This is a genomic window from Hyphomonadaceae bacterium ML37, assembly GCA_027627685.1.
GTDB lineage: Bacteria > Pseudomonadota > Alphaproteobacteria > Caulobacterales > Maricaulaceae > Oceanicaulis.
In genome coordinates this window covers 2,020,629-2,041,137 of sequence record CP091241.1, presented here as the reverse complement: position 1 = coordinate 2,041,137, position 20,509 = coordinate 2,020,629, and the positions used below count along the sequence as shown (strand labels likewise).

Sequence of the window (20,509 nt, the reverse complement as noted above, 5' to 3'; positions counted from 1 at the left end):
GGCACCTTGGTCGATTAGGGGAACTAAAAAATGGCGATTCTGAAGAAGCTCTCTCTCGGAGCCTCGGCTGTCGCGCTTGCGGCGATGGCGCCGATGGCGGCCGTGCATGCCCAGCAGACCTCCTCGGAGCTGCGCGGCTCTGTTGTGGACGTGAACGGCCAGCCGGTCGTCGGCGCGCGCGTCACCATCGTTCACACGCCCACCGGTTCGGCGAACGTCGCCACCACCGGCGGCTCGGGCCAGTTCGTTCAGTCCGGCCTGCGCGTCGGCGGTCCGTACAACGTGCTGGTCAGCGCGCCGGGCTTTGACGGCGAGGCTGTCGAAGGCCTGACCCTGGCGCCGGGCGCCCAGGCGCCGATCCGCATCACCCTTGCGCCGGCCACCGCCGACGTCGTGACCGTGACCGGCCAGGCCATCAGCCGCGTGGACCTGAACGCGGGCGTGGGCTCGAACTTCACCGCGCGCGACGTGGCCAACCAGCCCTCTCTTTCGCGTGACGTCATTTCCACCCTGAACCGTGACCCGCTCACCATCTCCGGCGGCCCGAACAATCTGTCGGTCGCGGGCGTCAATCCGCGCTTCAACGGCGTGACCATCGACGGCGCGCGCCAGCAGGACAATTTCGGCCTGGGCGACAACACATTCGCGACCTCGCGCTCGCCGATCAACATCGACATCATCGAGTCGGTGTCACTGGTGGCCTCTGACTATTCGGTCACTTCGTCGGGCTTCACCGGCGGCCTGGTCAACGTGACCACGCGCGGTGGTACGAACGAGTTTGATGGCGCCGGTTTCTACTACTACCGTGACCAGGACTTCGTGGGTTCGACCACGTTCGGTGGTGAAGGCAACTTCAACCCTGGCGAGTTCGAAGAAAAGGAATACGGGATTTCGTTCCGCGGCCCGATCCTGCGCGACCGGGTGTTCTTCTCGCTGTCCTATGACCGTTTCGAGACCGCCAGCCAGTCTGACTTCTCGGCCTCGGACGCCGCCGGCGGCCGCGATCCGGCGCTGTACGCTGCTCTGAACCAGATGGTTCAGGATACGTACGGCATCGACATGCTGGGCCGTCCCCAGCAGACCGCCGTGCCGGAAGAGACCGAGCGCTGGTTTGCGCGCATCGACGTCAACATCACCGACAATCACCGTCTCCAGGCGAACTATCAGCGCACAGAAGACGCCGGCGTCAGCAATATCGGCGCGAACAACATGGTGTCGGCCTGGTATGACACGCCGACCCTGCTGGAAAACTACACCGCCCAGCTGTTCTCTGACTGGACCCCGAACCTGTCGACCGAACTGCGCGCCAGCTTCATCGACTATATTCGTGGCCAGAACTGCCGCGCGCCGTCCGATGTCGGCACGCTGGAATTCCGCCTGACCCCGACCAACGTGGCCGGCACCCCGCTCGCGGGCCTGCTGACCTCCAACGCGACGATCACCGGCGGCTGCGACCGTTTCCGCCACGCCAACGAGTATGAAGACCAGCGTCTCCAGCTGTTCGGCAAGGCCGACTACACCTGGAACGACTTCATCTTCTCGGTGGGCGGCGAGTACGAGACCCTCGACCTGTACAACCTGTTTGTCGAGCGTTCGCGCGGCAGATTCATCTTCCAGGGCGCCAATGCCGGTCAGGACATCCTCGACCAGAACGCCAGCATCGAGTACCGCAACGTGCCGTCCAACGTGGCGCGTGAAGGCGCCGCGGAGTGGGGCTACACCCGCCAGTCCCTGTTCGGCCAGGCGCGCTGGCAGGCCATGCCGACGCTCGAATTCACCGGCGGCCTGCGCTATGAGCGCATCTCCACCGATGATCAGCCGACCTTCGATCCGACCTTCGAGCCGGCGGTGGGCTTCGACAACACCACCACCACGGACGGCCTCGACATCATCATGCCGCGCGTCAGCTTCCGTTGGGACGCTGCCGACCGCACGACGGTCTCGGGCGGCTTCGGCCTGTTCGCCGGCGGCGATCCGGGTGTGTGGACCTCGAACGCCTTCCAGGTTCCGGCCGTGTTCGCGGCGGGCAACTTCACCGGCGTGACCGGGCGTAACATCCCGCAGCCCCTGCTGGATCAGGTCGCCAACGGCACGCCGCTGGCCATCGACGCCATCGACCCGAACTTCGAAATCCCGGCGGACTGGAAATACTCCCTGCGCGTCGAGCAGGAGTTCGACCTGGTGTTTGGCGGCTTTGACTTCGGCCGGAACTATGTGGCGACCGCTCAGGTCATCCACAGCCGCAGTGACGTGAGCTTCCTGTGGCGTGAAGCGGCCCAGACCAACCAGCAGCCCTTCGCCCAGACCGGCGTGGCTCCGGATGGCCGTACGATCTATGCGGACCTGAACGCCCTTGGCGTGTCGAACCGCACCATCCTGACCAATGCGTCGGGCGATGAAAGCACGACCTTCACGGTCTCGCTGGCCAATGAGTTCGAGAACGGTCTCGGCTTCTTCGTCTCCTACGCCAACCAGGACATCCAGATGATCACCGAGGGCTCGTCCTCGCGCGGCATCTCGTCCTTCCGCGGTCAGGTTGACTCCGACATGAACTTCCCGAGCCCGCGCACCTCGATCTATCAGATCGAGCATGCGTTCAAACTCGGCGTCTCATTCGAGCGTGACTTCATCCAGGACCTCACCACCCGTGTGGACCTGTTCGGTCAGGTCAACTCGGGAGCGCCCTTCACCTATACCTTCGACACGAACTTCGACAACGCGCTGTTCGGCCGTCCGGGCAATGGCGAAAGCCAGTTTGACAACGCGCCGCTCTACATCCCGACCGCCGGCGATGCCCGCGTCGTGTACGGCGCCGGGTTCAACCAGTCGGCGTTCAACGACTTTGTTGACGCGCGTGGCCTGACCCGTGGTCAGATCCACGATGTCAACTCGGACAATGGTCCGTGGCAGCAGCGCTGGGACCTGCGTATCCAGCAGGACCTGCCGGGCATTCCGGGCGTTGACCGCTTCCTGGGCGACAACCGGTTCAAGCTGGTTCTCGACGTGGAGAACTTCCTGAACCTGCTGAACGACAGCTGGGGCACCCGTGTGAACGCGCCGCGCTTTGGCCAGCGTCCGATCGTGCGGGGCGACCTGGTCCGCGCCGCCGACGTGACGGCTCTTGGTGTCAATGCGGCCCCGGCCCTTACGGGTGATCAGCCGCGCACGGCCTGCGTCGTGGCCACTGACTGCGTGTATCGCTATAACGCCTTCCTTAACAACGCTGCGGTGACCGGCTTCCGGTCCAACCCGGGTTCGGCCTGGTTTGCCCGCGTCGGCATCCGTTACGAGTTCTAATCGAACCTGTAACCGCCGATTGGCGACTGACTATCGGGGGCGGCTCGCAAGAGCCGCCCCTTTTCTTTTACCCTTGCCATGATAGGCGTTGATCCGAGCCATCAGCCCGGAGTCCCGCCCATGACCGCCCTGCGCGTCCCGCACGAGTTCGAACCCCAGCGCGCCATCCACACCCTTTGGCCCGCGGCGGAGGAATTGTGGGAAGAGGATCTCGATCCGGCGCGCGCCGAGTTCGCGGCCTTCCTGGGCCTGGCCGCTGCGCCCGGCGCTGACGGGACCGCGCCAGACATCATCATCTACGCCGCCACGCCCGCCGCCGCCGCTGACGCACGGACCCGCCTGCCGCGCGCGCGCGTCATCGAGGCCACCTATGGCGATGTCTGGGCGCGCGACACGGGACCGGTCTTCGTAAAATGGACGGGCGGACTGCAGGCTGTGCGCATGGTTTTCAACGGCTGGGGCGGCAAGTACGATCTGCCCGGCGACACAACCATCGGCGCGGACATCGCGCGTCAGACGGGCGCTGCGGAACGTTCGAGCCAGCTGGTCTGCGAAGGCGGGGCGCTGGAGTTTGACGGTGCGGGCAGTGTGATCACCACGCGCCAGTGCGTGCTCAATTCAAACCGCAATCCCGGCTGGACCGAGGCGCAGGTGGAGGCCGAGTTCGCCCGCCTGTTCGGCGTGACCAATGTGATCTGGATTGATGAAGGTCTCATTGGCGACCATACCGACGGCCATGTGGACAATATCGCGCGCTTTCTGAGCCCCGGCGTGGTGGCCTGTCAGGCGCCGTCAGGCCCGGACGATCCCAATGCCGCAATCCTGGACGCCATCGCCCGCCAGTTGGCCAGCGCGCGGGATGCGTCGGGCAAGGCGCTGCAGGTCGTGCGCATTCCCTCGCCCGGCTTTGTCGAGCACGCTGAGGGCGGTCCTGCCGCGGCGTCGCACATGAACTGGGTCGCCGGCCCGAAGCATCTGGTCATGCCGGCCTATAATGAACACGCCGACGCCGCGTTGAAGGCGCTCCAGGGCGCGTGTGCGGATCGTATAGTTGTCGCCAGTGCGTCCAGTGCTATCTTGACGGGGGGAGGATCTTTCCACTGCGTGACGTGTAACGAGCCGCTGTAACGGGAAATCCCTTTGATGAACCCCATCCTGCTTCTGGCGCTGAGCGCCTCGCTCGGCCTCTCCGACGAGACGCCGCCGCCTGAGGGCGATGCCGGCGCGGCCTTGCCGGGCGAGGCGGAAGCTGCTGAAGCGGCGGCGGCTGCTGCCCCGGAAATCGACCTGCCGGCGCTGGACTACTTTGAGCCGCTGATGGCCCGCCTGGAGCAGGCGGCCGGGTTCGAGCGCTCGGTGGGCATGGCCATCGCGGTGCTGGAGCATGGCGAGCCGGTGCTGATCTACACAGCGGGCGAGACCTCGGCCGGGTCGGGCGAGATGGTCACCGCAGACACGCAGTTTCGCGCCGCATCGCTGAGCAAGGGCTTTACCGGCGTGCTGTTGGCATTGCTGGAGCATGAGGGCCAGCTTGATCTCAACCGCGCCGTTCCGACCCGGGCCCTGCGCCTGCGCGCGCCGCGCCAGCCCACCTGGCTGGAAATCCTGACCCATCGCACCGGTCTGCCGCGCAACGCCTATGACACACTGATCAATGACGGGCGTGACGCCGCCTATGCGCGCTCGCAGCTGGCGGACGTGAATCTCGTTTGCCAGATGGGCAGTTGCTACACCTATCAGAACGTTGCGTTCTCGGCGCTGGAGCACCTGGTCGAGGAGACGACGGGGCTGACTTATGCGGCGGCGCTGCGCCGCTATGTTTTCGATCCCTACGGGATGGATGGCGCGGGCGTGGGCGTGGAAAGCCTGCTCAATTCAGTGAGCTGGGCGGCCCCCCATCGCGGCTGGGCGCGCACCGCGGACGCCCCCGGCAGTCCGCAGTCGAACTATGACGTCATGCCCAGCGCCGCGTCGGTGACAGTCAGTCTCAATCACCTGATCGCCTGGGTGCAGGCGCATTTGCGGCCTGAGGCCGAGGGCGGACTGCCCGATGCGGTCAAGGCCCGCGTGTTCACCCCCTATACCGAAACCCTGCGCGAGACACGGGGCCTCGGCGGCGTGCGCGAGCGGGTCAGCGAAACCCATTACGGCATGGGCTGGCGCATCTATCACTGGGGTGATCGCCGCCTGATCGCCCATGCGGGCTATCTGTCGGGCTACGGCGCCCAGATCGTGATGGAGCCGGAGACCGGCTTCGCCTTCATCGGTCTGTGGAACTCCGATGGCCGCGCGCCCTGGCGGCTGTGGCCGACGGTGATGGATCTGCGCACCGGCGACGGGCCGGGCGAATGGATCGACGAAATCCGCAACTGATACGCTGAAGGCCGCAGCAGTGGCGCCATGAAAAAACCCGCCAGGATGTCCCTGGCGGGTTTTGGCGTTCGTGGCGCGGTGACCGGCCTAGTTCAGCCGGTCTTTCACATCCGCAATGCCGGTTTTCACCAGCTTGGTGCGCTGGGGCTTGGTCAGACCCTCGGTGAGCAGGGTGCGGGCCGCGTCCACTGCCAGGTCAGCGGCGAGGCCGCGCACATCCTTGGCGGCCTGGGCCTGAGCCTGGGCGATGCGCTGCTCGGCCATGGCGGTGCGGCGTTCGATGCGCTCGGCGATCTCGGCCTGGGCCTGCTCGCGCAGATATTCGGCCTCGGCGCGCGCCTTTTTGATGATCTGCTCGGCTTCCTCAGCGGCTTCGGCGTGCTTGCGCTCATAGGAGGCCAGCAATTCCTGGGCTTCCTCGCGCAGGCGGCGCGCCTCGTCCAGCTCGCCGCGGATCTTCTCCGCGCGGTCATCCAGCAGCTTGCCCACCGTCTTGTGGACGCCTGCGAAGAATAGGATGACGAAGAAGCCGATGAGGCCGACAAAGGCCCAGAACGTGGTGTCGTTGAGCAGATAGGTCATGGCTTAGCCCTTGCGCACGGCGTCGACGGCCTTTTCGGCGTCGCTGTCGGTCACGTCCAGTCCGGCGAGGCGTTCGGTGATCGCGGCGGCGGCGCCGGCGGCGATGGAGCGCACCTCTTTAAGCGCCGCGTCGCGGGCTTCGCGGATGCGCGCTTCGGACTCAGTCTGCTGGGCGTCCAGGCGGGCGTCCGCCTCACGGACGGCTTCAGCGATCTCCGCGTCGGCTTCGGCCTTGGCGCCAGCGGCCACGCTCTGGGCGCGGGCGCGGGCGTCGGCCAGTGATTTTTCGTAGGCGCGCACGGTCTCGTTGGCCTGATCGCGCATGGACGCAGCGGCGTCCAGATCATCGGCGATACGATCACGCCGCTCCTCGATCGCTCCGCCGATGCGCGGCAGGACGAAGCGCGACAGCAGGAAATAGAGAACGGCGAAGCTGATCGCCAGCCAGAACAGCTGGGATGCAAAATAAGTCGGATCGAACGGCGGGAAGGCCGCTTCCGCGTCTATCGGCGCGGTATCGATGGTTTGCGGCGCCGTCACGGGCGTCTCTCCTCTAACCGAGGCAAGCAGGGTAGTGACGATGGGCCTGACGCGCGATGGAGTTCGCGCGCCCGGCCATGCACCGTCGTGTCACGCTGTGGCCTAGACCACAAACAGCAGCAGCAGGGCGATCAGCAGCGAGAAGATGCCCAGCGCTTCGGTCACGGCGAAACCGAAGATCAGGGTGCCGAACTGGCTCGCGGCGGCGCCGGGATTGCGCAGGGCGCCCTGAAGGAAGCTGGAGAAGATATTGCCCACGCCCAGGGCGGCGCCGAGCATGCCGAAGGTGGCCAGGCCAGCGCCAATGTATTTAGCTGCTTCCGCTTCCATGATGTTACTCCTCGTAGATGTTCGGTGCGGATGAAGGAAAAGGCTCCGGGCGCCCCTAGTGATGACCAGGGTGGAGCGCGTCGGACAGATAGATACAGGTCAGAACGGCGAACACGTAGGCCTGGAGGAACGCCACCAGGAATTCCAGCGCGGTCAGCGCAACGACCATGACCAGCGGGGCCACGGCGCCGAGAACGCCCAGCGCTCCCACCGAGCCCAGCATGACGATGAAGCCGGCGAACACCTTCAGAAGGATGTGGCCGGCCAGCATGTTGGCGAACAGACGAACCCCGAGGGTCACCGGACGGGACAGGAAGGAGATGACCTCGATGGGGAACACCAGGATGTAGAGAACCGGCGGCACGCCGGACGGGAAGAAAATCTTGAAGAATTTCAGACCGTTCTTCATCACGCCATAGCCCACCACGACCAGCATGACCAGCATGGCCAGCGCGAAGGTGACGATGATGTGGCTGGTGAAGGTGAAGCCGTAAAAGCCCGGCGCCGGGAAGTAGGGCATCATGCCCAGCATGTTGCCCATCAGGATGAAGGCGAACAGGGTGAACACGAAGGGGAAGAATTTCAGCCCGTCATCGCCCGCCGTGGAGCGGATCATGCCGGCCACGAACTCATAGAGCATCTCGGCGACTGACTGGGACCGGCCCGGCACCAGGGCGCGCTTGGACATGGCCAGCGACAACAGCCCCGACACCAGCACCACCGACGCCACCATGAAATAGCTGGAATTGGTGAAGGACAGATTCAGCCCGCCAATCGTCAGATCGGCGATCGGGTTGATCTCGAACTGTTTGATCGGGTTAGTCGCGTCGGCCACGCCCCGCCCCTTGTGTCACGAACGCGCGCGGCGCGTCCCCTTGGCTGTCATTCAAACCGGTCAGTCGCCGCTGGCGTTGCTGTTGCGGTTCATCTCATTGACGGCGCGCACCATATTCAGCGTGCCCGCCGCGAAACCCAGTATCACTCCGGCCATCAATCCCCAGGGCGACCATCCCGCCAGCCAGTCGACCGCAAAGCCGAGCACTGTGCCGGTGATCACCCCGCCGAGAAATTCCGATCCGTAACGCAGACCCTGGCTCCAGCCGGATGCCTGCTGTTTCGCCTCCCGGGCGCGCCGTTCCTCAAGCTTGGCGTCAAGCCTGCGCTCAAAGTCGTCGCGATCGGCATGGTGCGGATTCGGGTCGTCTTGGCGGGACATAAGTGACCGTTTGCCCGGCAGGGACCTCCCTGTCAGGCGCGCGCACCCTATAAGCGGTCCCCCACCCTGTCAAGCAAGGTCAACGGCGCTCTTAATCATTGAAATAAAACAGTTTTCTCGCCTATTCGGCAGCCAGCATCGCTTCGGCCGCCCGCAGGTTCACCGAGACCAGCTGCGAGACGCCGCGCTCGCCCATGGTGACGCCGAACAGACGGTCCATCCGGCTCATGGTCACGGGGTTGTGGGTGATGACCAGGAAACGCGTATCGGTCATGGAGCGCATCTCCTCCAGCATGGAGCAGAAGCGGTCCACATTGGCGTCATCGAGGGGCGCATCCACCTCGTCGAGCACGCAGACCGGCGCCGGATTGGCCAGAAACACCGCGAAAATCAGTGCGGTAGCGGTCAGCGCCTGTTCCCCGCCGCTCATCAGGCTCATGGTCTCCATCTTCTTGCCCGGCGGGCAGGCATAGATTTCCAGACCCGCTTCCAGCGGATCGTCATTCTCGGTCAGGGCGAGCTCGGCGCGCCCGCCGCCGAACAGGGCGGAGAACAGGGTCTGGAAATGGCGGTCGACCACCTCGAATGCGTCAAGAAGCCGCGCCCGGCCTTCGCGTGACAGCGTATCGACGGCCTTGCGCAGGCGGGCCACCGCTTCCATCAGCTCGTCATGCTCGTGCGCCAGGCGCGCCCGCTCGGCTTCCAGTTCCTGGGCTTCAGTGTCAGCGCGAAGATTGACGGCGCCCAGCCGCTCGCGGGTCAGGCGGGCCTCATCCAGGCGGCGCTCCAGCTCCTGACTGGACAGGGCGCTGAACTCGCTGTCGGCGGCGCCGGGCGCCAGGGTCTCGGGCGTTTCGCCGGTGGCGTCGGTCAGGCGCGCCGCCGTCTCCGCCAGCCGTTCACGTGCGCCGGCCAGGCGCGCCTCGGCGCCGGCGCGCGCTTCACGCGCCGTGGCGGCGGCGCCTTCGGCCTGACGCAGGTGCGAATCGGCTTCGCGCTGGGCGCTTTCGGCTTCGGCCACCGCGTCGCGGGCGGTGCGGGCGGCCTGTTCAGCCTTTGCCAGCGCGTCCAGCAGGGCCGGGCGCTGGGCTTCCAGCGCATCAGGGCGGGCGCGGGCGGCGTCCAGTTCGCCGGTGGTCCCGGTCAGTTGTGCGGTCAGCGCCGCGCGCCGGGCGCCGGCATCGGCCTCGCGCCGTTCCCAGTCGGCGGTTTCGCGCTCCAGCGAGGCCAGGCGGTGGCGGCGTCCTTGCGCGTCCCGCTTGATCGTCTCCAGCGCCGCGCGGGCGTCGGCGGCGGCGCCGCGGGCGCGCTCGGCGCGGGTGCGCGCGCTGTCGAGCGCCGTCATCCCGTCATCTTCGGCTTCAGCCGCCGTGACGGCGGCAGCGGCGGTTTCGGCATCGGCGCGCGCGGCCGCGAGGCGGTCTTCGGCCGCCTTGAGAGCGTCGACCAGTCCGGCCCGGCGCGCCTCGGCGCGGGCGGCGTCGGCGCGGGCTGCAGACAGGGACTGCTCACCAGCACGAAGCGCGCGTTCGGCTTCAATGGCGGTTTCGCGGGTGCGGGCGGCGGCGCGTTCGGAGTCGCTGAGAGATTCGCGCGCCCCTTCGGCTGAGGCTTCCAGAGTCTCGGCATGGGCGCGGGCGGCGTCGAGCTGAGGCCCGAGCGCAGCCAGCTGGTTCAAGGTTTCCAGGCGCACGGCCGCTGCGCCCGGCGCGCCGGCATCGGCCGCATAACCATCCCAGCGCCGCAGGGCGCCGCTGGCGGTGACGAGGCGCTGACCGGGTTTCAGGTCTGCCGTCAGGCGGTCGAGATCGGCGTCGTCCACAACGCCGATGGCGGCCAGCCTGATGGAGAGAGCGGCGGGCGCGCGCACATAGTCGCTCAAGGGCTTGGCGCCAGCGGGCAGGGCGGCGGCTTTCACGCCACCCTCTGTCCAGCGGCGCGCGGCTTCGGGGCTCAGGCCGGCTTCCAGATCTTCGCCCAGGGCGGCGGCCAGCGCCTGCTCATAACCTGCGTCCGCTGTGACATCGTCCAACGCCCGGTCGCCGGTTTCGCCGGGCGCCAGCAGGCGCTCCAGGCTCGCCTGTTCACGCTCCAGGGCGATCATGTCGCCGCGCGCATCGCGGGCTGCGTCCCTCGCTTCGCCTGCGCGGTCGCGCAGATCAGTGAGGGCGGATTCAGCTGTGGCGAGGGCGTCGCGGGCGGCTTCCAATGCCGCGGCCCGCTCGCCGACATCCGCTTCCAAAGCGCTCAGATCAGGGCCGTCCTGCGCCCCGGCGCGCTCCAGCGCGGTGCGGGCGGCCTCCGTTTCGCGCTCCAGCCGGTCAGCGCGCTGGCGGGCCTGTTCGGCGTCGCGCCGCGCGCCCTGCAGGCGGGCGCGGAAATCGGCGCAGGCGGCGCCGGCGGCGTCCAGATCGGCTTCGGCCTTCTGGCGTGTCGTATCCGCGTCGGCGAGCGCGGCTTCGGCGCGCGACTGGGCAGGGGCGTCGGCGCGGGCCTGTTCGCGCAGCCCGTTCATCTGACCTTTCAGGCGGGCCAGCGCGGCGCGCGCCTCTTCGTGGAGTTCCGCTTCGCGGGCCTCGGCGGCCTGCAGCTCGGTGAGGCGCGTTTCGAGCCGCGTGATGGCGTCTCTGGCCGCGTCGATATCGCGGTCCAGCTGATCGCGGGTGCGTTCGGCCAGGCGTAGCGCCGCAGCGGCTTCGGCCTCGCCCTCGCGTAAAGGCTGGACGCGCGCGGCGGCGTCTTCCGCTTTCGATGTGGCGGCGGCGGCGGCGCGCAGGGCGGTGTCGGCCTCGGCGCGGGCGGCCTCAAGGGCGGTTTCGGCCACAGCTACGGCGTCGCGCGCCTCGCTCCACCGGCGCAGCCAAAGCAGGCTTTCATACTGGCGGATGGTCTGGGACAGCTCGCGATAGCGCCCGGCCTGACGCGCCTGGCGTTGCAGGCTGGCGTGGCGGGCCGCCAGATCGTCCACGATTTCCTGCAGCCGGGCGAGATTGGCCTCGGCGGCGGTGAGGCGCAGCTGGGATTCGCGCCGGCGCGCGCGCAGACCCGCCACGCCGGCGGCTTCTTCCAGGACCCGGCGGCGGTTTTCCGGCTTGGCGCTGATCAGCTCGCTGATCTGCCCCTGACGCACCAGGGCAGGCGAGTTGGCGCCCGTGCCCGCATCAGCGAACAGGAGCTGCACGTCCTTGGCGCGCACCTCCTCGCCATTGACCTCATAATCCGATCCCTTGCCGCGCGTGATGCGGCGCACGACTTCCAGGATTTCCGCATCGTTGAAGCGGGCGGGCGCGCGCCGGTCTGAGTTGTCGATGGTGAGGGTGACTTCGGCCCGGTCGCGTGAGGCGCGGTTATCGGTGCCGGAGAAGATCACGTCCTCCATGCCGCCGCCGCGCAGCGACTTGGCCGAGGTCGCGCCCATCACCCAGCGCAGCGCTTCAAGCAGGTTGGACTTGCCGCACCCGTTGGGCCCGATGATTCCGGTCAGGCCGGGATCAATGCGCAGCTCCGTCGCGTCGACAAACGACTTGAAGCCGGCAAGGCGCAGTTGGGTGAACTTCACCACACCCTCCGTTCACGCCGCCGCCCGCCCTGTGCAGGGCCCAAAGGTCTATCCGGCGTCACCATCCGACGCTTCGGGCGCAGCCGGTTCAGCGGTCACACCTTCGCGAGCCAAGAAGTACGCGATGATTCGCTCCATCGTGTCAGCGTCATAATCATGGGTGATCACGCCCTGATCATCGCTGATGGCGCGGCCATTGACGCCAAAGGCCAGAGCCGGACGCCGGCTTGCATCCAGCGTTCCATCGGGATGCTCCACCGTTTCCAGCGTGACGCCGTTGATGATGAAGCTGGGCGTGCCGCGAATACCGTCGCGCCCGGCCTGCTCGTTGGCGTCGAGCACTTGCTGGTAGATGTCGTTATTGGTCATGCAGGCCTGGAACTCGGCGTCGCTGAGGCCTGCGGTGCGCGCGATGGTGCGGAACTGCGCCTGGGCGCGGCCCTGACCCTGTTGCAGCGCGGCGCCCAGCGCCTGTTGCTGGGCGAACAGAAGATCGAGCACGTCGAAATAGCGCTCTTCCGGCGCGCAGCGCGCCAGCATGAAGCCCGGGGTGGCCAGCGCGGGCAGGCCCGTGATCATTTCGCGGAACACGTAGCGCACCTGGCCGCTTTCCACATACCGGTCCATCGTGGGCTTGCCATTCGCATGATAGTAGGCGCAGGCCGGGCAAGCGGTAGAGGCGTATTCGATGATGGTGAGTGGGGCGTTGGGGTTGCCCTTGGCGAAATCGCCCTCGCGCTCATACTGCGAGCGTCCGTCCGGGGTCGCGCCCCCGCATCCGGTGAGCACCAGGCCGGCGGCCAGCGCCGCCGTGCCGATCAGGCGTGACATGGACATCATCATTCGGTCTCTCTCTGCGGGCGCGGCGTCGGGGCGGGGCCAAGTTTGACGCCCTCATGTTCCTCCACCGCGCGCTGAAACTCGGCCATGATCGTATCAAGACTTTGGCCCGGCGTGTCCAGACCGGGCGGCGCCGCAGTCGCGGCTTTTCGCGCCGGCGGGGTGGAGACTGAGCCGCCCAGCGACCCCTGCACAATGCGCAGGCGCTTGGGCGCGCGGCCCGCATAGCGCGCGACGCGTTCGAGAATGCGCGCCGACTGCGCCTCCACCAGCGCGGCGGCGGGCCCGCGCGCGCGCACCACCAGGGTCAGCCCGCCCGCGCCGCCCTGCATTTTCTCCGGTCTGGAATGGGCGGCCAGCGGCGCGCCGACAATCTCCGCCCAGTGCTCGGCCAGTTCGGCGACGCCCGGCCCGTGATGCACCGCCAGGGGTTTCAGCACCCGCGCCAGCGCCGCCGCCGCCGCCGGGGGCGGGGCGATAGCCGGCCGTCCGCGATGGCGCTGGGCCCATACCCAGGCCTGCGCGCTGGCGTCCGCATCGGATGCGACCGGGCGGCGTCTGCCGCTTGACGGATGGGTCGGGCGTTTCATGCTGGCGAGGATCGCCCCCGCAGGCCGCTCTGGCAAGCGGGCGCCGCCACAAAACCGCCTGTGACATGAGCTCCAAGCCCGCTTCCGCCTCCTCTTCCACCCTGTCACGCGACGATGCGCCCGCCCTGCGCGCGGCGCTGCTGGACTGGTATGACCGCGAGGGCCGGACCCTGCCCTGGCGAGTGCGGCCGGAAGACCGGGCGCGGGGCGTCACTGCCGATCCCTACGCCGTCTGGCTGTCGGAGATCATGCTGCAGCAAACCACAGTGCCCCACGCCACGCCCTACTGGACGCGCTTCCTCGCGCTGTGGCCAACCGTTCATGATCTGGCCAACGCGCCGCGCGAGGATGTGATGGCGCAGTGGGCGGGGCTTGGATACTACGCCCGCGCGCGCAATCTGCACGCCTGCGCGCAAATGGTTTCAAACGAGCTGGGCGGTGTCTTCCCCAGCGATCTTGAGGCGCTTCGCGCCCTGCCGGGAATTGGCGAGTACACCGCCAACGCCATCCGCGCCGCCGCGTTCGATCTGCCCGCCAGCGTCGTGGACGGCAATGTGGAGCGGGTGATCACGCGCCTGTTCGCGATCGACGCGCCGCTGCCCGGCGCCAAGGGCGTGATCCGCGATCACGCCGCCCGCCTCGCCGATCCGGATCGTCCTGGCGATTACGCCCAGGCGATCATGGATCTGGGCGCCACCGTGTGCACGCCGCGAGGGCCCGCCTGCCATGCCTGTCCCTGGGCCGGGGCCTGCGCGGCGCGGGCAGCGGGCGAGATGGAGCGTTATCCGGTCAAGGCGGCGAAGAAAGCCCGGCCGGTGCGCCACGGGCTGGTGTTCGTGATTTTGCGCGGCCCGGCGGGGCGGCGCGAGCTCTATGTCCGCCCCCGCCCTGACAAGGGTTTGCTCGGCGGCATGCTGGAAGCGCCGGGCAGTGGGTGGCTGGAAGATGTGAGCGCGTTGCCGTCAGTCGTGGCGGCGGCGCCGGCGCCGCTGGGTTGGCGCAAGGCGGGGGCGGTGTCCCACGTATTCACGCATTTCGCGCTGGAGCTGGATGTCTATGCGGCTGAGGCGCCGGTGAGCTGGCGCGGGCCGGACGCGCAGGGGCGCTGGGCGCCCGCCGAGCCGCTCTCCGCCTCGGGCCTGCCGAGCGTCATGAAGAAGGCGGTGCGCGCGGCGCTCTAAGTTATTGACTGCCCTTTGTCGTAAAATCTTTAATTGATTAATTTAGCCCATAAAAATAAGATTAAGATAATTTATTACTAAGGGGGGGGCTCTTAAATGTATTCTATACGTAAACTATTAATAAATTCAGGCATCATTTTTTCGATTGCTGTAATTAATATAATTGTAATTGCCAGCAATTCCTTTAGTCAATCTCTGAATGGCCCCTTCACTATCAGTGAAAGGGGCTCTAATACATTTAGTCACTCATCATCTGACAGATACAAGTATATTGTTTACTCGGTTTATCTGAATTCAGGGAGTGTTGGCATCGTTGGGTTCCGTCGCACTTCAGGCATCGGGAACAACGATATCAGGGTTGGAACGGGCGTTGCGCCGAGCAATGCTTGGCGCGCATCCGTCACCGGGGTCGTGGCGTCTGACACGACGAACGACCAGTTCGGCGATATCCTGATGTTTGCCAATGATGGTTCTTCGGGACGCCGCTATTATCTGGAAGCATGGTCGGTTGACGACCGTCCTGGAACTTGGACCGTCAGGTATACGAGTTTCAATGTCGGTGAAGCTATCGGGCAGGCGATCGGCTCCGCTGCTGTGGAATGGCTGATCGTCTGTGGTGTGATGAATTCGTGCAATACGAATCAGTCTGAGGCTAATCGAAACGTCGGCCGGGCCCTGGATTTAGGCATGTCTGTCTTGCAGCGGGACAATGTCTGCAGCGTTGGAACTGATTTCGTGGTGAACGAAGTGCGAAATGAGCTGGCGCGTGAGTTGGGTCAAGGATTTGCTTTGATGGCGCTGACCGCCTTTGTGCGCGAGTTTGTGTCGGACGTAGCGTGGGCGCAGTGCTACTGACCCCGGATTGAGGCCGTCTCCAGGCTACGCCCCTTCCATCTGCGCCCTTATGCGGGCGCGCAGCACGTCGATGGGGGCGAGCTGTCCCGACTGGCGCACATGCCAGAACGTCCAGCCATTGCACGCCGGCGCGCCCTGGACATGGGCGCCCATCTGGTGGATCGAGCCGGTCTCGCCGCCCGCTGTCACCGTGCCGTCGGGACGCACGCGGGCCGTGCGCCGCCCCTGCGCGCAATACAGCGTGTCGCCGGCTTTCAGCAGGCCCGCCTCCACCACAGCGCCGAAGGGAATGCGCGGCAGTTCGCGCTTGGACTGGGTGACTTTCAGGTCGGCGTCGGCGGTGGGGCTGATCGCCGCGATGCGCCGCCTTGCGATGTCGGCATAGCCCTCATCGGCGTCAATGCCGATGAAGTGGCGGCCCAGCTTGCGCGCCACGGCCCCCGTCGTGCCGGTGCCGAAGAACGGGTCCAGGATAATGTCGCCGGGATTGGACGTGGCCAGCAGCACGCGGTGCAGCAGCGATTCCGGTTTCTGGGTCGGATGCGCCTTGCGCCCGTCGGCGGCTTTGAGGCGCTCGCCCCCTGCGCAGATCGCCAGCGTCCAGTCAGAGCGCATCTGCACCCCGTCATTGAGCGCTTTCATGGCGGCATAGTTGAAGGTGACGCGCGAGGCCTTGGTCTTGCCGGCCCAGATCAGCGTTTCGTGGGCGTTGGTGAAGCGCGTGCCCTTGAAATTCGGCATCGGGTTGGACTTGCGCCAGATCACGTCATTGTGGATCCAGAAGCCCATGTCCTGCAGGAAGGCGCCGACGCGGAAAATGTTGTGATAGCTGCCAATGGTCCACAGCGCGCCATCGGGCTTGAGCACCCGGCGCGCCTGTTCGAGCCAGGCGCAGGAGAACAGGTCGTAATCGTCGAAACTGCCGATCTGGTCCCAGTCATCGTCCACCGCGTCGACGCGCGAATTGTCCGGCCGGTGCAGATCGCCGCCCAGCTGCAGATTATAGGGCGGGTCGGCGAAGACGAGGTCGACGCTCTCGTCAGGAAGGCCCGCCATCACCTCCACGCAATCGCCGACCAGAATCTGATCGACCGGGAGATTGTTTTTGTCTGCGCCTGACACCGGTTCGCCTCGCGTTTGGAAACTCGTCACGAGCACAGGCATGAATCAGTCCGGCTTACCCGTTGGTTAAACCGGATTCATCATACGCCGCGCAAAGCCGCTTTTTCGCCAGGCGGCGCGCACGGGGGCGTAGCTTAGCCGATGGAGGGGGCAGGGACCTAACGCCTCGAGGGCGGCGCGGTGAACGGGGCTGGGATAGCCCTTGTGGCCGGCGAAGCCATAGCCGGGAAAGCGCGCCTCGGCCTGCGCCATCAGCGCGTCGCGCACGGTCTTGGCGATGATGCTGGCCGCGGCGATGGCCGGCTCGCTGGAATCTCCGCCGACAAGGGCGCGGGCGGGGCAAGGCAGGCCCGGCGGGACCTGATTGCCGTCGATCAGGATAAGCTGCGGCGGGCGCATGAGCCCCGCCGCCGCGCGCGCCATGGCCGCCAGCGTGGCGTGCAGAATGTTGAGCCGGTCAATCTCGGCGGGTTCAGCCAGCGCGATGCTCACCATCGCCTCGGCGCGGATGACCGCCGCCAGCGCCTCGCGCCGCCTGGCCGTGAGCTTCTTGGAATCGTCGAGCTGATCCAGCGCGGAAAACCCCGCCGGCAGGATCACCGCAGCGGCCACGACGGGCCCCGCCAGGGGGCCGCGGCCGGCTTCGTCGATGCCGGCGATCAGCGTTTGAGTCATGCGTACCCCCGCCCTGAGCTCACCGGATTCGAGTGAGTCGTACGGGGCCATCCTAGAACAAACTCATCTGTGCGTTCTCCGCCAGCGGGCGCTGGAACAGGTCGGTGCGCAGCGCCGTCCTTGGCCCGTCAAGCTCATACCGGCGCGCGGCGGCGCGGAAGCGGGTGGCGATAAGGTCTGCGACAGGGCCTTCGCCGACGCCGCGCACATGCCAGCGGGCGTCGTAATCCTTGCCGCCGCGGGTCTGGCGGATGAGGCTCATGATCTTGCTCGCGGCGTTGGGGCGGTGGAGGGCGAGCCAGTCCTTGAACAGATCGCGCACCTCCAGCGGCAGGCGCAGCAGCACATAGCCGGCATCGCGCGCGCCGGCGCCAGCGGCGGCCTCCAGCAGCGCCTCGGTCTCGTGATCATTGAGGCCGGGAATGATGGGCGCGGTCATCACGGTGACCGGCACGCCGGCGTCTGTCAGGGCGCGGATCGCGTCCAGCCGGCGCCGGGGCGTGGCCGCGCGCGGCTCCATGGCGCGGGCCAGTTTCGCGTCCAGCGTGGTCAGCGAGATGGCGGCTTTCGCCAAGCCCAATTCGGCCAGCTGGCCCAGCAGATCAAGATCGCGCACGATGCCAGCCGACTTGGTGATCACGCTGACGGGATGGCGGAACTCCAGGCACACCTCCAGAAGGCGCCGGGTCAGGCGCAGCTGGCGTTCCACCGGCTGATACGCATCGGTATTGGCGCCGATGAGGAGGGGTTCGGGCTGATAGCCGCGCTTGCGGAAGGCGGCTTCGAGAAGGTCCGCCGCGCCGGGCTTGAAGAAGAGCCGGCTTTCAAAATCAATGCCTGCCGAATAACCCCAATAGGCGTGGCTGGGCCGGGCGTAGCAATAGATGCAGCCATGCTCGCAGCCGCGATAGGGATTGATCGAGCGGTCAAAGCTGATGTCGGGGCTGTCATTGCGGCTGATAATGGTGCGGGTATTGTCCTTGATCAGCGTGGTGCGCAATTTGGGCGCGGCCTCGTCAGCGCCGCTCCAGCCGTCATCAGCGGGTTCGCGGGTCTGACGCTCGAACCGGCCCGCATCATTGGAGGCCGCGCCCCGCCCGCGCGGCCGCAAGGGCTCAGGCAGAGGCATGGCGGCGCGGGCAGGGGTCAGGGGCGGGCTCATGGGGCTGAAGCTGACTCCAAAAACGGAACGTAGCAAGAACAAAATCCGGTTGACTTTCACCAGGACGCACGGTTCAACCATCGCCATGGGCGCGCTGGTCATTGTCATTCCAACATTAAACGCGGCTGGAGGACTGGCGCGCACGCTGGACAGCCTGTCGCCGGCGCGCCGGGCGGGGCTGCTGCGCGCCGTGATCATCTCAGATGGCGGGTCGGACGACGCGACGCTGGAGATCGCGCGCAAGGCGGGTTGCCGGATCGTGACCGGCGCGCGCGGGCGCGGCGCGCAGCTGGCGGCGGGGGCGCAGGCGGCGCGCGCGATCACTGGCGCTAACGACTGGCTCCTCTTCCTCCACGCTGACACCGTGCTGCAGCCAGGCTGGGCGCGCGAGGCGGCGAGTTTTTTCCAAACCCATGCCGGGCGCGACCGGGCGGGGTATTTCCGCTTTGCGCTGGATGATTTTTCCCCCGCCGCGCGCCGGCTGGAGGCGGCGGTAGCGGCGCGGTGCGGCGCGTTCGCGCTGCCCTATGGCGATCAGGGCCTGTTGATCGGGGCGGAGTTTTATGACCGGATCGGCGGCTACAAGCCCATGGCCCTGTTTGAGGACGTGGATATCGTGCGCCGCATCGGCCGGCGGCGATTGGCGCGCTTACGCAGCGCGGCGGTGACCAGCGCGGCGAAGTTCCGCGCTGAAGGCTATGGCCGCCGCTCGCGGCGCAATCTGGTGCTTCTGGGGCGGTATTTCCTTGGCGCTGATCCGGCCCGGCTTGCACAAGTCTACCGGGCCTGATGCGCCCGGTCCTGGTGATCTTCGCCAAGGCCCCCGTAATCGGCGGCGCCAAGACGCGGCTGGCGCGCGGCATCGGCAAGGTCAGCGCCTGGCGGATCTATCGCGCCATGACGGCGCGGCTGGTGCGGCGGCTGAATGATCCGCGCTGGCGCCTCGTGCTGGCCATCGCGCCGGACCGGGCTGTGGCGCGGCGCTTTCCCGGCGTCTGGCCGCAGGGCGTGGCGCGGGCGGGGCAGGGCGGCGGCGATCTGGGCGAGCGGCAGGCGCGGGCGTTTTCGCGGCGAGGGCCGGTCTGCGTGATCGGCACCGACGCACCCGACGTGTCGCGCGGCGATATCGCTGCGGCGTTCGCACAGCTGAAGCGCCATGACGCGGTGATCGGCCCGGCCGAGGATGGCGGCTACTGGCTGCTGGCGCTGAACGGCCCGGCGCCGCGCGGCCTGTTTGACGGCGTGCGCTGGTCCCATCGTGAGACGTGCAGCGATCTGGAAGCGCGGCTGACGGCCAGCGGGTTGTCCATCGCCCGCCTGCGCACCTTGCGGGATGTGGACGAGGCGAGTGATCTCAGGCGTCCTGACCGTCAAGGCGCGTCTTGAGGCTCAGCAAATCCTCCCACGCGCGCGCCTTCTCCTGCGGACGGCGCAGTAGGAAGGCCGGGTGGTAGAGGGGCAGGGCCGGGATCGCCGCGCCACCCTCGGGCGTGAACGCGCCCCAGCGTCCGCGCAGGGCCGTGATGCCCACGTTTGAGCGCAGCATGGACTGGGCCGCGATGCCGCCGGCGAACACCAGAAACTCCGGCTTCACCAACGCAATATGGCGCTCGGCGAAGGGGCGGCAGGCGGCGATTTCGCCGTCGGTGGGCTTGCGATTGCCCGGCGGGCGCCAGAACACAACATTGGTGATATAGGCATCCTCGGGGCCGAGCCCGATGGCCGCCAGCATCCGGTCCAGCAACTGCCCGGACCGGCCCACGAAAGGCGCTCCGGCGATATCTTCCTCGCGCCCGGGCGCCTCGCCCACCACCATGACCCGCGCCTTGGGATTGCCGCGCGCGAACACGAGCTGTGTGGCGGTGACTTTCAGCGGGCAGCCTTCGTAAGCGTTTAGCGCGGCTTTCAGCGCATCCAGACTATCGGCCTTGGCTGCGGCGGCGCGGGCGTCCTCGCCGGACGGCGGCGGGGCGCCATAACCGGCGGCGCGGGCGGCCTGGGGCGTGGCGCGGGCCGATTGTGCGGGCGGCTGTTGAGCGGGCGCCGGCGCGCGGCGGGGCTGGCTCTGCCGGGTGCGCTCCTCGGGCAGGGGCGCCAGCACGTCCACGCCGGCCTGATCCCACCACTGGGTCAGGCTTTTCAGCACACGGATGTCTTCTGGGCTTAAGGGGGCGGACATCGGGCCGG

19 protein-coding genes are annotated in these 20,509 nt (G+C 67.3%); 7 read left to right on the top strand and 12 right to left on the bottom strand.

Features of this window, described 5'->3' with window-relative positions; all coding sequences use genetic code 11:
• The first annotated feature begins 30 nt into the window (after positions 1-30).
• The 3 genes from L2D01_10075 (at position 31) to L2D01_10065 (ending at position 5,670) form a co-directional block, all read left to right on the top strand.
• Entirely contained in the window at positions 31-3,297 is a 3,267-nt protein-coding gene (locus L2D01_10075) for a TonB-dependent receptor (GenBank protein WBQ09242.1), read from the top strand.
• Between the two features lie 120 nt (positions 3,298-3,417).
• Entirely contained in the window at positions 3,418-4,425 is a 1,008-nt protein-coding gene (locus L2D01_10070; GenBank protein WBQ09241.1) for an agmatine deiminase family protein, read from the top strand.
• 15 nt (positions 4,426-4,440) lie between these two features.
• Positions 4,441-5,670 carry a beta-lactamase family protein gene (locus L2D01_10065; GenBank protein ID WBQ09240.1) on the top strand — a complete coding sequence of 410 codons (1,230 nt, stop codon included), beginning with the start codon at positions 4,441-4,443 and terminating at the stop codon, positions 5,668-5,670.
• Positions 5,671-5,757: 87 nt separating this feature from the next.
• On the opposite strand, the gene L2D01_10060 is transcribed toward L2D01_10065, so the two are convergent.
• The 8 genes from L2D01_10060 to L2D01_10025 form a co-directional block, all read right to left on the bottom strand.
• On the bottom strand, positions 5,758-6,252 hold the full coding sequence (locus L2D01_10060; GenBank protein ID WBQ09239.1) for an ATP F0F1 synthase subunit B: 495 nt from the start codon (positions 6,250-6,252) through the stop codon (positions 5,758-5,760).
• Positions 6,253-6,255: 3 nt separating this feature from the next.
• Entirely contained in the window at positions 6,256-6,792 is a 537-nt protein-coding gene (locus L2D01_10055; protein WBQ09238.1) for an ATPase, read from the bottom strand.
• A gap of 102 nt (positions 6,793-6,894) precedes the next feature.
• Positions 6,895-7,122 (bottom strand): F0F1 ATP synthase subunit C, encoded by a 228-nt coding sequence (locus L2D01_10050; GenBank protein WBQ09237.1) that lies wholly within the window; start codon positions 7,120-7,122, stop codon positions 6,895-6,897.
• Positions 7,123-7,177: 55 nt separating this feature from the next.
• Complete coding sequence (locus L2D01_10045; GenBank protein WBQ09236.1) at positions 7,178-7,957, bottom strand: F0F1 ATP synthase subunit A; 780 nt, start codon at positions 7,955-7,957, stop codon at positions 7,178-7,180.
• 60 nt (positions 7,958-8,017) lie between these two features.
• Positions 8,018-8,338: an AtpZ/AtpI family protein gene (locus L2D01_10040; protein ID WBQ09235.1), complete on the bottom strand. Its 321-nt coding sequence runs from the start codon at positions 8,336-8,338 to the stop codon at positions 8,018-8,020.
• A 121-nt stretch (positions 8,339-8,459) separates the two neighbouring features.
• Positions 8,460-11,897, bottom strand: coding sequence for a chromosome segregation protein SMC (smc, locus tag L2D01_10035; GenBank protein WBQ09234.1), 3,438 nt, complete (start codon positions 11,895-11,897; stop codon positions 8,460-8,462).
• A gap of 48 nt (positions 11,898-11,945) precedes the next feature.
• Complete coding sequence (locus L2D01_10030) at positions 11,946-12,728, bottom strand: DsbA family protein (GenBank protein WBQ09233.1); 783 nt, start codon at positions 12,726-12,728, stop codon at positions 11,946-11,948.
• Between the two features lie 8 nt (positions 12,729-12,736).
• Entirely contained in the window at positions 12,737-13,327 is a 591-nt protein-coding gene (locus L2D01_10025) for a DUF721 domain-containing protein (GenBank protein ID WBQ09232.1), read from the bottom strand.
• Positions 13,328-13,392: 65 nt separating this feature from the next.
• Here L2D01_10025 and mutY point away from each other — a divergent pair, with 65 nt between their 5' ends.
• Both mutY and L2D01_10015 read left to right on the top strand, forming a co-directional pair.
• A complete protein-coding gene (gene mutY, locus L2D01_10020) occupies positions 13,393-14,508 on the top strand; it encodes an A/G-specific adenine glycosylase (GenBank protein WBQ09231.1) in 1,116 nt (371 codons plus the stop codon).
• Positions 14,509-14,604: 96 nt separating this feature from the next.
• Entirely contained in the window at positions 14,605-15,363 is a 759-nt protein-coding gene (locus L2D01_10015; GenBank protein ID WBQ09230.1) for a hypothetical protein, read from the top strand.
• Positions 15,364-15,387: 24 nt separating this feature from the next.
• Here the strand turns inward: L2D01_10015 and L2D01_10010 are convergent, their stop codons facing one another.
• The 3 genes from L2D01_10010 to L2D01_10000 all read right to left on the bottom strand — a co-directional run bounded on the left by L2D01_10010 (position 15,388) and on the right by L2D01_10000 (position 18,322).
• Positions 15,388-16,419 carry a site-specific DNA-methyltransferase gene (locus L2D01_10010; protein ID WBQ11635.1) on the bottom strand — a complete coding sequence of 344 codons (1,032 nt, stop codon included), beginning with the start codon at positions 16,417-16,419 and terminating at the stop codon, positions 15,388-15,390.
• 132 nt (positions 16,420-16,551) lie between these two features.
• Positions 16,552-17,160 carry a ribonuclease HII gene (locus L2D01_10005; GenBank protein WBQ09229.1) on the bottom strand — a complete coding sequence of 203 codons (609 nt, stop codon included), beginning with the start codon at positions 17,158-17,160 and terminating at the stop codon, positions 16,552-16,554.
• Between the two features lie 52 nt (positions 17,161-17,212).
• Positions 17,213-18,322, bottom strand: a complete 1,110-nt coding sequence (locus L2D01_10000; GenBank protein ID WBQ09228.1) for a PA0069 family radical SAM protein — start codon at positions 18,320-18,322, stop codon at positions 17,213-17,215.
• A gap of 85 nt (positions 18,323-18,407) precedes the next feature.
• Between L2D01_10000 and L2D01_09995 the strand changes: the two genes are divergently transcribed.
• Positions 18,408-19,112 (top strand): glycosyltransferase, encoded by a 705-nt coding sequence (locus tag L2D01_09995; protein WBQ09227.1) that lies wholly within the window; start codon positions 18,408-18,410, stop codon positions 19,110-19,112.
• Positions 19,112-19,708 (top strand): TIGR04282 family arsenosugar biosynthesis glycosyltransferase, encoded by a 597-nt coding sequence (locus L2D01_09990; GenBank protein ID WBQ09226.1) that lies wholly within the window; start codon positions 19,112-19,114, stop codon positions 19,706-19,708. Before L2D01_09995 ends, L2D01_09990 begins: the two co-directional genes overlap by 1 nt.
• Here the strand turns inward: L2D01_09990 and L2D01_09985 are convergent.
• Entirely contained in the window at positions 19,677-20,501 is an 825-nt protein-coding gene (locus tag L2D01_09985; protein WBQ09225.1) for a uracil-DNA glycosylase, read from the bottom strand. The genes L2D01_09990 and L2D01_09985 overlap by 32 nt on opposite strands.
• Positions 20,502-20,509: the final 8 nt, after the last annotated feature.